At 72.1% G+C, this 12,934-nt stretch carries 10 protein-coding genes; 3 read left to right on the top strand and 7 right to left on the bottom strand.

Annotated elements, in window-relative coordinates; genetic code table 11:
- Positions 1–143: 143 nt before the first annotated feature.
- The gene (locus tag AB0J55_RS30745; protein ID WP_364256138.1) at positions 144–416 is read left to right on the top strand and encodes a hypothetical protein; all 273 of its coding nucleotides are present in this window, start codon (positions 144–146) and stop codon (positions 414–416) included.
- On the opposite strand, the gene AB0J55_RS30740 is transcribed toward AB0J55_RS30745, so the two are convergent.
- The 5 genes from AB0J55_RS30740 to ald form a co-directional block, all read right to left on the bottom strand.
- Entirely contained in the window at positions 413–883 is a 471-nt protein-coding gene (locus AB0J55_RS30740; protein ID WP_364256135.1) for a DUF4291 family protein, read from the bottom strand. The two genes, AB0J55_RS30745 and AB0J55_RS30740, sit on opposite strands and share 4 nt — an antisense overlap.
- A 50-nt stretch (positions 884–933) precedes the next feature.
- A complete protein-coding gene (locus tag AB0J55_RS30735) occupies positions 934–4,680 on the bottom strand; it encodes an ABC transporter ATP-binding protein (RefSeq protein ID WP_364256132.1) in 3,747 nt (1,248 codons plus the stop codon).
- 95 nt (positions 4,681–4,775) lie between these two features.
- Positions 4,776–5,657: an ABC transporter permease gene (locus tag AB0J55_RS30730; protein ID WP_364256129.1), complete on the bottom strand. Its 882-nt coding sequence runs from the start codon at positions 5,655–5,657 to the stop codon at positions 4,776–4,778.
- Positions 5,657–6,691 carry an ABC transporter ATP-binding protein gene (locus AB0J55_RS30725; RefSeq protein WP_364256126.1) on the bottom strand — a complete coding sequence of 345 codons (1,035 nt, stop codon included), beginning with the start codon at positions 6,689–6,691 and terminating at the stop codon, positions 5,657–5,659. Before AB0J55_RS30725 ends, AB0J55_RS30730 begins: the two co-directional genes overlap by 1 nt.
- 431 nt (positions 6,692–7,122) lie before the next feature.
- Positions 7,123–8,238, bottom strand: a complete 1,116-nt coding sequence (gene ald, locus AB0J55_RS30720; RefSeq protein ID WP_364256123.1) for an alanine dehydrogenase — start codon at positions 8,236–8,238, stop codon at positions 7,123–7,125.
- A gap of 173 nt (positions 8,239–8,411) precedes the next feature.
- On the opposite strand from ald, the gene AB0J55_RS30715 reads away from it, so the two are divergent.
- Together AB0J55_RS30715 and AB0J55_RS30710 are read left to right on the top strand one after the other, a co-directional pair.
- Positions 8,412–9,347 carry a zinc-binding dehydrogenase gene (locus tag AB0J55_RS30715; RefSeq protein WP_364256120.1) on the top strand — a complete coding sequence of 312 codons (936 nt, stop codon included), beginning with the start codon at positions 8,412–8,414 and terminating at the stop codon, positions 9,345–9,347.
- On the top strand, positions 9,344–9,757 hold the full coding sequence (locus tag AB0J55_RS30710; protein ID WP_364256117.1) for a pyridoxamine 5'-phosphate oxidase family protein: 414 nt from the start codon (positions 9,344–9,346) through the stop codon (positions 9,755–9,757). The genes AB0J55_RS30715 and AB0J55_RS30710 overlap by 4 nt, the downstream gene beginning before the upstream one ends.
- 509 nt (positions 9,758–10,266) lie before the next feature.
- On the opposite strand, the gene AB0J55_RS30705 is transcribed toward AB0J55_RS30710, so the two are convergent.
- Together AB0J55_RS30705 and AB0J55_RS30700 are read right to left on the bottom strand one after the other, a co-directional pair.
- Entirely contained in the window at positions 10,267–11,184 is a 918-nt protein-coding gene (locus AB0J55_RS30705) for a zinc metalloprotease (protein ID WP_364256114.1), read from the bottom strand.
- A 165-nt stretch (positions 11,185–11,349) separates the two neighbouring features.
- A complete protein-coding gene (locus AB0J55_RS30700) occupies positions 11,350–12,906 on the bottom strand; it encodes a helix-turn-helix domain-containing protein (RefSeq protein ID WP_364256111.1) in 1,557 nt (518 codons plus the stop codon).
- Between the last annotated feature and the right edge of the window lie 28 nt (positions 12,907–12,934).

The following is a 12,934-nucleotide window of genomic DNA, read 5'->3' as shown; positions in this document are numbered from 1 at the left end:
CACTAGGGTATCGGTCACTGACTCGATCAAGATGTGCTAAGGGAACCTTAAGCGCTGGACCCGGTACAGCGTTCCCGGGCTCTTCCGGCCGCCTTCGTCCGCCGGCCGCCGGGCGTTCACCGCGGCGGGTTCCACTGGACGCCATGTGGCTGGTCGAATGTCCTTCGTACTGGGACCAGGGCCTGGTCAGGCCGCTGGTCACCGAGTCCGGCGCGGTCGTCCTGCGGTGTGACTCCTGCTCCGCCGTCTGGCCGACGCTGGCCGACTTCGAAGAGATGGAATGGGTCGAGCCCGACGAGCCGGACTGGCTGGTCGGGGCGGGGGTCCACGTCCGGCCGGGGACGGTCCGGTGGGCGTCCCGGCCCGACGTCGAGGCGGCCGGGATGGGCTCCCTGAAGTGGCGGGCGCTGCCTTAGCCGAACTCGTACGGCGGTTCGTGGGGGACGAGCTTGACGGCCAGGTGGAGCCGGTCGGTGGCCAGCAGCCCGGCGATGTCGCGCATCACCGGTGTGACGTCGGTGATGCCGGAGATCCACTCGCCGGCGAGGTCGCCGGCGAGCCGGACCGCCTGGAAGTTCAGCGCCGTGTGGTCGAGATCTCGCTCCGGGACCCACTCGGTGTCCGCCGCGAGCATCCGCTCGAAACCCTCGCGGGTGATGTCGACGGCCAGGATGCGCTCGTGCCCCGGCTTGCGGCCGTTGCCGCTTTCCCAGGCCGCGAGGCGGAACGACGGTGTGAGCCACTTGGCCGCGGCCGGTTCGAAGGTCTGCTTCTCGAGCGCGGCATCGGCGACGGCGGGCGAGCAGGCCAGATAGACCCGGACGGTCGTCTCGGTCTGCGCCGCCCGGACCTGCCGGTCGGGAACGCGCTTCTCCTCGAACATGCCCGCCATGCTCCCAGTGCGGCCTGCGCCTGGCCACGAACTTTCGGTGGTCAGCCCAAGGCCCACAACCTCGCGTAGTGGCCGTCGGCGGCCAAGAGTTCCTCGTGGGTTCCCGTTTCCACGATGCGGCCGTGGTCCAGCACCACGATGCGGTCCGCGCGGGCCGCCGTGGCGAGGCGGTGGGCGACCACGAACGTCGTGCGGCGGCGGGCGACCGTCTCCGTGGCGCGCAGGACCGCTGCCTCCGTCGACGGGTCCAGGGCCGCCGTGGCCTCGTCGAGCAGCAGCACGTCCGGGTCCACCAGCTCCGCCCTGGCCAGCGCCACCAGCTGCCGCTGGCCCGCCGACAGCGACCGGCCGCGTTCACCCACCGGCTGCAGGAAACCCGACGGCAGGGCCGCGACGCCGTCGAGCGCGCCCACCGCCCGGACCGCCGCCTCGACCTCCGCGTCCGACGCCGACGGGCGGCCGTAGCGGACGTTGTCGGCCACCGTGCCCGAGAACAGGTGCGCCTCCTGCGGCACCACACCCATCCGGCGCCGCATCCCGGCCAGCTCGTACTCGCGGACGTCCGTGCCGTCGATCCGGACCTCGCCGCCGGTGACGTCGTAGTAGCGCGCCACCAGCTTCACCGCCGTCGACTTCCCGGCCCCGGTCGCGCCGACCAGCGCGATCGTCTCGCCGGCCGCGACGTCCAGCGAGAACTCCGCCAGCGCCGGCGTCTCGGCACCGGCGTAGGCGAAGTCGACGTCCTTGAACGACACTTCGCCGCGGAGCCGGGAAGGCACCTCGACCGGCTTCTCCGCCGCCGGCACCGACGTCGGCGTCCGCAGCAGGTCGCCGATCCGGTTCAGGCCGACGCTCGCCTGCTGGTAGCCGTCGAACACCGCCGACAGCTGCTGGATCGGCGAGAAGAACTGCTGCAGGTACAGCAGGAACGCGAGCAGCACACCGGCCGACAGCGTGCCCGCCGAGACGCGGTTCGCGCCCGCCACCAGCACCGTCGTCGTCGCCAGGTCCGACAGCAGCGCCACCAGCGGGAAGTACGTCGCCACGTACCGCTGGGCCCGCAGCCGCGAGCGCCGGTAGTCGTCGCTGCGCGAAGCGAACGCTTCCGCGGAGCGGTCTTCGCGCGTGTACGCCTGCGCGACGCGCAACCCGCTGACGTTCTCCTGCATGTCGGCGTTCACGACGCTGACCCGCTCGCGGGCCTCGTTGTACGCCTTCGACGCCGACCGCCGGAAGATCACCGTGGCCACCGCCAGCACCGGCACCATCGCCAGCGCGTACAGCGCCAGCCCGGCGTCGGTGACCAGCAGCGCGCCGGTGATCCCGGCCAGGGTCAGCGCGCTGACCACCGCGGTGGCCAGCCCGGTCTGCAGGAACGTCGAGAGCGCGTCGACGTCCGTCGTCATCCGGGTCATGATCTTCCCGGACAGCTCCCGCTCGTAGTAGTCGAGCCCGAGCCGCTGCAGGTGCGCGTAGCTGCGGACGCGCAGCGCGTACAGCACGGTCTCACCCACCCGGGAAGTCAGCCGCGTCTGCGCGAACACCACCAGCCAGTCGGCCGCGATGACCGCGGCGCCGATCCCGGCGGCCAGCCAGATCATCCACTCGACACCCGCGCGGACGCCGTGGTCGACGCCGAACTGGTACAGCCCCGGCAGCGCGATCGACGCCAGCGCGTCCGCCGCCACCAGCGCGATCACCAGGGCCAGGGGCCCGCGGACCGGCCGCAGCAGCCCGCCCAGCCGGAACTTCGGGTCCGGCGCGGTGACGTCCACGCCGGGCAGGCGCGGCTCGTCGACGGCCGGCGGGAGCCTGCGCACGCCCTCGATCAGCTCCGGCGTCGGCGGCACGTCCAAGCCGCCGCCTCCGCCGACGAACCCGCTGCTGTTCGGGTCGCCGCTGCGCATCCGCGCGGCGTCGGCCAGTGCGTCGACCTCGTCCCGGCTCTCGTCCCGCGGCCACAGCGACGACGTGACCCCGTCCTGGCCGCAGTCGAGGCCCTCGCAGCGGTGCTTCTCTTCGACGTCGTCGCCCGGGCCCGCCACCAGCTCGCGGAACAGCGGGCAGCGCGCCATCAGCTCGGCCTCGGTGCCGACGTCGACGACGCGGCCTTCGTCCAGCACCGCGATCCGGTCGGCCAGCGCCAGGGTCGACCGCCGGTGCGCGATCAGCAGGGTGGTCCGGCTCTCGGTGACCGACCGCAGCGTGTCGTGGATCGCTGCCTCGGTGACGGTGTCGATGGCCGAGGTCGCGTCGTCGAGGACGAGGATGCGCGGGTCGGTGATCAGCGCCCTGGCCAGCCCGAGCCGCTGCCGCTGCCCGCCCGAGAGCGTGAGCCCGCGCTCGCCGACCAGCGTGTCGTAACCCTCGGGCAGCGCGCGGATGAAGCCGTCCGCCTCCGCGGCCCTGGCGGCGGCGACGATTTCCTCCTCGCTCGCGTCCGGGCGGCCGTAGGCGATGTTCTCCCGGATCGACGAGGAGAACAGGAACGCCTCTTCGAACACGACCCCGATCGCCTGCCGCAGCTGCCGCAGCGGGACGTCCCGGACGTCGAGGCCGCCGACCCGCACCGCGCCCGCGTGCACGTCGTAGAACCGGGGGAGCAGCAGCGAGATCGTCGACTTCCCGGAGCCGGCGGTGCCGACCAGCGCCAGGGTCTCGCCCGGGTGCGCGGTGACCGAAAGGCCGTCCAGCACCGGCTCGGTGCGGGTGTAGCCGAACCGGACGCCGTCGAGCTCGACCCCGAGCGGCCCGTCCGGCAGCGGCCGCGCGTCCGGCGCGTCGACGACCTCCGGCTGTGCGTCGATCAGCTCGTACACGCGCTCGGCGCCGGCGCGGGTCAGCTGGGCCTGCACGACCAGGCCGGACAGCATCCGCGCCGGGCCGATCAGCGTCGCCAGGTAGGTCGCGAAGGCGAGGAAGGTGCCGAGGGTGATGGACCCGTTCAGCGCCAGGACACCGCCGATGCCGAGCACGGCCACCTGGCCAGCGGCCGGCAGGGCGGCGGTGGTCGCCGCCGGGACCGCGGACAGCTTCGCCGCGCGAAGCCGCTCGCCGAACAGCTTGCGCGCGGTCGCCTCCAGCTTCGAGACTTCCCGCGTCTCCTGGCCGAAGCCCTTGACCACGCGGACGCCGGTGACGGTCTCTTCGACCTGCTGCGCGACATCGGCCGCGCGCTGCTGCGCCGACCACGTCGCCGGGAAGAGGCGCTTGCGGCTGCGCGTCACGATGATGCCGACCGCGGGCGTGACGACCAGCGCGATCAACGTCAGCACCGGCGACAGCCACAGCATCGCGCCGAACGACAGCAGCGCGAAGACCACCGAGCCGAACGACAACGGGACCTGCATCAGGATGCCGGTCACCAGCTGCAGGTCGGAGATCGCGCGCGAGGCGACCTGGCCCGTGCGCAGCGCGTCCTGCTTGCCGCCGTCCAGCCGCGAAACGGCGTTGAAGACCCGCTGGCGCAGGTCGTGCTGGACGTCGAGGGCGAGTTTCCCGCCCAGGTACCGGCGCGCGAACGCGGTGCCGAACGCGACCAGCTGCAGCGTCACCAGGAACACGGCGATCCCGGGCAGCCCGCCGGTCCGCCCCGCCACCGCGTCGTCCACCGCCGAGCGCACCAGCAGCGGGCTCGCGGCCTGCACGCCGACGCCGAGCGCGGCGGCCAGCAGCGACAGCACGACGAGCACGCGGTGCTCCCACGCCGCGGCGGACAGCCGGCGGATCCAGCCGGCCGTCTCGGCGGGTGGGAGCTCTTGACGGGAGCGGGGCGGAGCGATGGTCACGTTGTCACACTAAGCGCCACCACCGACAAAATATTTCCCCGAATGCGGAGAAGGCCACCTCGAGCTGCTCGAGGTGGCCTTCGACGACAGCGGGACTACGTGATGTCGCGCTTCTGGTTGCCCGCCCAGCCGAGCCCGAAGAACAGCATCGTCCACGCGAAGAAGATCAGCGCCGACGCCCACCACGAGATCACGCCCGGCGCACCCGCCGCGAGCTGCAGGCCGAGCGCCGACCAGTGGTCGACCCCGCCGGGCAGGTTCAGCGAGTTGATCCCGAACGCGTCCGCCGCGATCCCGCCCACGATCCCGTTGGCGGTGCCGTTCGGCAGGATCCCGCCCAGGATGTCGGCGGGCCCCCAGAGGGCGATGACCAGCACGTTCTCCACGATCAGGAACCACACCAGGAACAGCACCACGGCCAGCGGCACGTTGCGCAGCACCGCGCCGAACCCGATGCCGAACAACGTCACCAGCACCGACGCCAGCACCGTCCCGCCGAGCGCGGCCAGCCACTGCCCGGCCGACGGCCAGCGCCCGGAGTCGACCGACGCCATCACCGCGATCGCCGAGACACCGAAGCTCACCAGGCCGTAGATGGCGCCCCACGCCACGTAGGTGAGCATCTTCGCGGTCAGCGCCGCGATCCGGTTCGGCGCGGTCAGGAACGTCGTCGTGATCGTCTTGCTGCGGTACTCACCCGCCAGCGCGAACACCCCGAACAGGCCGGGGATCAGCTGCGCGATGTTCACGCCGTGCGCGAACGCCAGCAACCCGACCGGCAGCTTGCTCGCGTCCAGGCCCACCGCACCCGCGACCTCACGGGCGTCGCTCGACCCGATGAAGTCCGCGAAGTCGTTCGTGATCTTGCCCCACACGAACGTCAGCCAGAACGCCACCAGCGCCAGCGGGATCAGCAGCACCCACCACGTGTTCAGCGAAAGCGTCTTGCGGAACTCCGCCTTGACCAGATTCCCCATCACCGCTGCGGCCCTCCCCAGTACTGCTGTTGCTGCTGCGGACCCGACGGCGGGTACTGCTGCGGCGGATACCCGGGTGGCGGCCCCTGGTACTGCTGCGGCGGCGGATACCCGGGCGGGCCACCGGCGTACTGACCCTGCGTCAGCTGGAAGAACATCCGCTCCAGATCCGCGTGCTCCTCCTGCATCCCGTACACCGCGATCCCGGCCTTGGCGGCCAGGTCACCGATCTGCTGCACACTCGACCCGGCGACCGCCACCCGGCCGTCCGGCGTGGGCGACACCTGCTGGATCCCCTGCTCCTGCAACGCCTTCACCAGCGCCGCCGGATCCGCCGGCTGCACCAGCACCCGCGACTGCTGGCCCCGCCGCAGCTGCTCCAGCGGACCGTAGTACCGCGTCACACCCTGGCTGATGATCACCACCTGGTCGATCAGCTGCTCGACCTCGTTCAGCAGGTGACTCGACACCAGCACCGTCCGCCGCTGCTCCCGCGCGTAGGAGCGCAGGAAGTTCCGCAGCCACAGGATGCCCTCGGGATCGAGACCGTTCGTCGGCTCGTCCAGCACCAGCACCTGCGGGTCGCCCAGCAACGCCGTCGCCAGCGCCAGCCGCTGCCGCATGCCCAACGAGAAGCCGCCCGCCTTCCGGTCCGCGGCACTGCCCAGCCCCACCAGGCCCAGCACCTCGTCCGCCCGCCGGTCCGGCACCCCGATCGCCGCGGCGTACACCCGCAGGTGGTTGCGCGCCGTCCGGCCCGGGTGGAAGCCCTCGTTCTCCAGCACCGACCCCACCACCCGCGCCGGGTTCCCCAGCTGCGAGTGCGGCCGCCCGTTGATCGTCGCCACGCCCGACGTCGGCGTCACCAACCCCAGCAACATCCGCAACGTCGTCGTCTTGCCGGCGCCGTTCGGCCCCAGGAACCCCGTCACCGAACCCGGTTCGACCGTGAAGCTCAGATCCTGCACGGCGTTCACTGCGCCGAACCGCTTGCTCAGGTTCTGCACCACAATCCGGCCACTGCCGTCGTGCATACCATCCCCTAACGTTCCCGCTGATGGGGCGTCATCCTGCCCTACCCGCCCCGCCCGCGCGCACGGAACGCCCGAACCCGCCGAGAGCGACCTTCGTCACGTTCCGCTACCGGCGAGTACCGGCGCCGGCGTCCTGACCAGAGGGTTCAGCGGCGGCCGCAGATCAACTCGGTAAAGAATTCGTGCGACTTGCCCACCCGGTGGAGCAAACTCCGCCGATCCCCTCTAAGCTAGGACCCGGCGGCCCGCTCCCAGTGACCCCCAGGCTGGTTGAGCGGGTCGCCCCTTTTCGTCCCGGTGTCCCGCGGTTCGCCGACATCTTCGACCCATTGCTGTGCTTTCCCTGTGGCGTGGACGTTCGCCCCAAAAGAGGAGAGCGGGCCCCTGCCGCGTCGCGACAGGAGCCCGCTCGGGGAAAGTGGCTTCTCTGGTCAGGCCAGAACCGTGGCCAGGTCGGTGTGGGGGAGGTCGTGGGCGACCGCCACCGGCGCGTTCGTCAGGGCTCCCGCGTGCGTGTTGAGGCCCTTCGCCAGAGCTGCGTCGTTCTGCAGCGCTGCCTTCCAGCCGTGCTCCGCCAGCTGGACCGCGTACGGGAGCGTGACGTTGGTGAGGCCGTACGTCGACGTGCGCGGGACCGCTCCCGGCATGTTCGCCACGCAGTAGAAGACCGACTCGTGGACCGTGTACGTCGGGTCGTCGTGCGTGGTGGGGCGCGAGTCCGCGAAGCAGCCGCCCTGGTCGATCGCGATGTCCACCAGGACACTGCCCGGCTTCATGCGGGCCACCAGTTCGTTCGAGACCAGCTTGGGGGCCTTGGCGCCCGGGACCAGCACCGCGCCGATCACCAGGTCCGCCTGCAGCACCGCTTCCTCCACCGACAGGCGGTTCGACGTCACCGTGCGGATGCGGCCGCCGAAGTCGTGGTCGATCTGGCGGAGGCGGTCCACGTTCGTGTCCAGGATCTCGACGTCCGAGCCCAGGCCCAGCGCCACCCGGGCGGCGTTGAGGCCCGCCACGCCGCCGCCGATGACGACCACCCGCGCCGGGTGCACGCCGGGGATGCCGCCGGGCAGCACGCCACGGCCACCGCTCGGCTTCATCAGCGAGAACGCGCCCACCTGCGGGGCCAGCCGGCCCGCCACCTCGGACATCGGGGCGAGCAGCGGCAACGCACCGGACGCCGTCTGCACCGTCTCGTAGGCGATCGCCGTGGTGCCGGCGGCCAGCAGCGCGTCGGTCAGCGGACGGTCGGCGGCGATGTGCAGGTAGGTGAACAGCACCTGGTCGGCGCGCAGCCGGGGGTACTCCTCGGCGATCGGCTCCTTCACCTTGAGGACGAGCTCGCCCTCGGCCCACGTCTCGTCGGCGGTCGCGAGGATCTTCGCGCCGGCGGCGACGTACTCCTCGTCGGTGATCGACGAGCCCACCCCGGCGCCGGTCTCGACGAAGACGTCGTGCCCGCGGCCGACCAGCTCGTGGACCCCGGCCGGGGTCAGCGCGACCCGGTATTCGTGCTTCTTGATTTCACGGGGAACGGCGATACGCACGGTCGGCCTCCTGGGTCGGTCTGCGTCCGGACTTCACAGCGGTGCTGGCCCTCACGGTGAACCACCCGGACGGCGGTGTCATCGTGCTGCCCGGACAGATCTTTGCGGGATTCGTGGTGCTCGGCGGACAAAACCCTTGACCTCGACTGCACTTGAAGTAGCACGGTCGGCGCATGCGTGCAGTGTGGTTGCGGGAGTTCGGTGGTCCGGAAGTGCTCGTCCCGGGGGAGGCGCCGGACCCGGTCGCCGGGCCGGGCCAGGTGGTGGTGGAGGTCGCGTTCGCGAACACCACGTTCGTCGAGACGCAGTTCCGGGCGGGCGCGCCGGGGCCGTTCCGGGCCGCGCTGCCGGTGATCCCGGGCAACGGCGTCGGCGGGGTGATCAGCGCGGTCGGCGCGGGGGTGGACCCGGGGCTGGCGGGACAGCGCGTGGTCACGGCGACCGGCGGGTCCGGCGGCTACGCCGAGCGCGTCGCGGTGGACGCGGCGGCGGTGTTCCCGGTGCCGCCCGCGCTGGACCTCGACGCGGCGGTGGCGGTGCTCGCGGACGGCCGGACCGCGACCGGCTTGGTGCATGCCACCAGCGTGCGCCCGGGTGATCGAGTCCTGGTCGAAGCGGCGGCGGGCGGCGTCGGCGGTCTGCTGGTCCAGCTGGCGAAGGCGGCGGGCGCGACGGTGATCGGCGCGGCGGGCGGCCCGGCGAAGGTGGCTCGGGTGCAGGGCGCCGACTCGGTCGTCGACTACCTGCAGCCGGACTGGCCGTCGGCGGTCGGCGAGCTGGACGTCGTGTTCGACGGCGTCGGCGGCGCGATCGGCACGGCGGCGTTCGGCCTGCTGCGCCCGGGTGGCCGGATGGCGGTCTACGGCCTGGCCGGCGGATCGTGGGCCGAAGTGTCCGAAGAGGACGCCGCGGCGCGGGACATCACGCTGGTGCGGTCGATCGGCAGCCCGGAGCGGATGCGCGCGTTCACGGAGTCGGCGCTGGCGGAGGCGGCGGCGGGCCGCCTGGTGCCCCTGATCGGCCAGCGGTTCCCCCTGGAGAAGGCCGCCGACGCCCACGCGGCGATCGAGTCCCGCACCACGGTGGGCAAGACGCTGCTGGTCCCATGATCGAGGTGGCGGAGTTCCTCGCCCGGCCACTGGTGGCGCGGGTGGCCACGGACGGCCCGACGGTCCGCCCCACGTGGTACCTCTGGGAGGACGGCGCGTTCTGGATCCTCAGCGGCCCCTGGTCCCGCCTCCCGGACCGGATCCGCGCCCGCCCACGGATCGCGCTCACGGTGGACGTGTGCGAACTCGACACGGGGGTGGTCCAGCAGATCGTGGCGAGCGGCAACGCAACCCTGCGCCCGTTCGATGTCGAGCGCGGGCGGCGGAAGCTGGTGCGGTACCTGGGGGCGGACGAGCAGCGGTGGGACCCGCGGTTCCGCGAGTATCTGCGCGGAAATCCGGGAACGGTGTGGGTGCACTTGCGACCGTCCCGGCTCGTCGCGACTGACCTCAGCTACCGGGTGCGGTGAAGGCCCGCGGCGAGGGTTTTCGGGCGCCGGCCCCGCATCACCGCGCCCCACCCATCCCTGGGGGACGAGCCCCGCTCAGTCTATCGGTGATCGCCGACAATTCCGGCGATCCGAGGGGCGCGGGGCCGGATTCATCCACAATCTCCGAGGGGTGTGGACAACCGGGGGTGCGCGGACGGAAAGGGGGGGAAGTGCGCAGGAATTCGCTGCTGGGGAAGGGGGCAGGGATGGCGCGCCGGGGGAGCTGCTCGGGAGGTTGGGCTGGGGAAACTGCGCAGGAAGGTCGCGCGGAGAAGTTGGGCAGGAAGGTCGCCTGGGGAAGCTGCGCAGAAGGTCGCCCGGCGAAGCCTCGCAGCGATGTCGCGCGGGAAACCGCACAGAAACGACAACCCGACATCCGGCAGGACTGCAGCCCGCCGCACGCCCTTCGACAGCCCGCAAACACAAAAGCCGTGAAGGCCACCTCGAAACCGAGATGGCCTTCACGGACTTCGCCGCGGGAGCGGGCGTCAGGCGCGGTACGCCGTCCAGGAGTTCTGCATCCGCGTGGCCTGGCCCGCGGTGAACTCGTACATGCAGCTGTCGTAGCTGTAGTCCATGAAGTTGTGCACCGGGTCCTTGCCCGTCGACGTGCAGGTGTCCTTGTTCGTCGGGCACCCGGACGTCGCCGTCGCTTCGGCCGGGGTGTCCGACACGTAGTCGCCCGAACCGGAGCAGCCGCCCTGGAACGTGTGGTAGAGGCCCATCCAGTGGCCGACCTCGTGGGTGGCCGTGTCGCCCTCGTTGTAGTTCGTCGCCGACCGGCCGGGCAGTGACTCGTCGAGGATGACCACGCCGTCCAGCTTCGGCTGGGAGCTGTAGTTCGACGGGAACGTCGCCCAGCCGAGCAGGTCGTCGCCGAGGTTGGCGGTGTAGATGTTCAGCGCGTTCTTGCCGCCCTTGCGCAGCGCGTTCTTCATGTTGCGCTCGGCCGACGTGCCGTCGGTGATGCCGTTGTACCAGGTGGAGTTGTTCGTGTAGTCGGTGCTGACGAGCGAGAAGCTGAAGCCGCTCGACGCGTACGCGTTGTTCAGGACCGAGATCTGCTTGCTGATGGTCGATGCCGGCAGGTTGCCGGTCGAGCCGCTGGTGATCACGTGGAAGTACACCGGGATCGAGACCGCGGCGGCCTGGGCGGTGCGGGCCGTGCGCTTGCCGGCGAGCTTGCTCTGCATGTCCGCCTCGATGCGGGCCGCCTCGGCCGGGGACACCGTGTCGGCGTGGCCGTCCTTGCCGCGGTCCGCGGCGTGGGCGGGGGTGAAGCAGTCGCCGCTCGGCGCCGCGACGGCGCTCCCGGCTCCTGCGGCCGGGACGACCAGCGCGACCAGGGAGAGCGCGGACACCGCACCCAGCTTGACGGCCCGACCGAACCGCTCCGAACTGCTCATGGGCGAACTCCTCTTGCAACGACCCGGCTACCCGGGGTGGTGAGGAGAAAAATGCGCCACGCGATCTTCGGAATCCACCGTCTTTCGGCGGGAAAAGACACTCCGGACGATCGGCGCGATCCATGCGGAGTAACGCATAGTTCGCGGACTGGGCCGAATGGCCCATCAGCTCCAGCGCACGGCGACGAGCTGGGTGAGCAGGGCCAGCCGGACGTCGGGGTCGTCGAGGTCCAGCGGCACCAGTTCGAGGAGCTTCCGCATCCGGTACCGCAGGGTGTTCGGGTGGATCCGCAGCTCCCGCGCCGCCGCCCTCGGGTCGCCGGGATGCCGCAGCCACTCGTACAGCGTCTCGACGTAGCCGGCCCGGCCCGTCTCGTCGTGCGCGCGCAACGCGCTCAGCGGGCCGAGGTCGGTGACCCTCGCCGCGGCCGCCGCCGTCGCGCCGCGGTGCAGCGTCAACGCCGTCCAGGCTTCGTCGAAGGCGATCACGCGCTCGTCGAGGAGTTCGGCGCGCAGCAGGCCGAGGGCTTCGTCGGCCTGGGTGCGCGACACCGAGAGGTCGCCGATCTCGCCGGGAGCGCCCGCCGCGGCGCGCAGAGCGCCGGTGCGACGGGACGGTCCCGTCCCGACGAGAGCGTCCCGAAGTTCCGCCCAGCCGCCGGGGCCCGGCCGGTCCGGCACCACGGCGTAGAGCAGCCCGGCGAGCTCGGTCGCCACCGGCCGGCGGCCGATGCCCTGGGAGATCCGTTCGAGCATGGCCAGCCGCAGCCCCTCGGCGTCGCGCCCGTCGCCGCCGGTGACCTCGATGACGACCACGCGGTGCGGCTCGTCGGACAGGTCCAGCTCCGCCATCGCCTTGCGCGGGTTCGCCCGGCCTTCGAGCACGGCGCGCAGCAGCTCGGCCGACGCGCGGCGCTGCGCGTCGGTGTGCGCGCGGCGCCGCAGCAGGTGCAGCGCGACGACCGGGGCCGCGTCGGCGAACGCGGCCGCGCGCTCGTCGGACACCGGCCCGGCGACCACCGCCCACATCGACCCGAGCAGCTCGCCGCCCATCCGGATCGGCACGATCAGCCGCGGCAGCGTGCCGTCGCGCTGGGCCGGAACGAAGATCGTCTGCCGCCCGCGGGACAGTTCGCGGAACACCCCGCGCGACCGGAACCGCGCGAGGACGTCGTCGGGGATGCGCCGGCCCATGATCGTGGCGACGCGCGCGGGGTCGGTCAGGTCCTGGCGCGCGGAGTAGGCGAGCACGCGCGAGTTGGTGTCCTCGATGGTCACCGGCGCGTCGACGACGCTCGCGACGGCGTCGGCCAGCCGGAACAGGTCGCCGGAGCCGGGGTCGAGGTCCTCCGACTCGTCGGCGAGGGCGTCCAGGACGGTCCGCAGCAGCCAGACGAGCTGCGCCCACGACGTCGCCGCATGCACCTGGATCAGCGCGACGCCGCTGGCCTTCGCGGCTCGTTTGACCGCCGGCTTCGCGGCCAGCGGCGGCTTGAACAGCACGGCGGCGGCGCCCTGCCCGGCGCTCTGCTTCACCAGCTCGGCGGCGTCTTCGGGACTGGTCGTCGCGACGCCCAGCACGAGGTCGCCGGCGGCCAGGGTGATCGCCCCGCCGGGTTCGGCGATGACGACGTCGGCGACGGCGGGCGAGTCTTCGGGCAGCTGGAGCGCGTGGAGCAGCGTCGGCCCGACCCGGTCGACCACGCTGCGCACCGAAACCACTCGCTCATTGTCGCCGAGGAACGGGTCG

The sequence above is a fragment of the Amycolatopsis sp. NPDC049688 genome, assembly GCF_040674975.1.
Taxonomy (GTDB): Bacteria; Actinomycetota; Actinomycetes; order Mycobacteriales; family Pseudonocardiaceae; genus Amycolatopsis.
The sequence above is the reverse complement of the archived record's forward strand: the minus strand, read 5'-3'. Positions and strand labels throughout refer to the sequence as shown.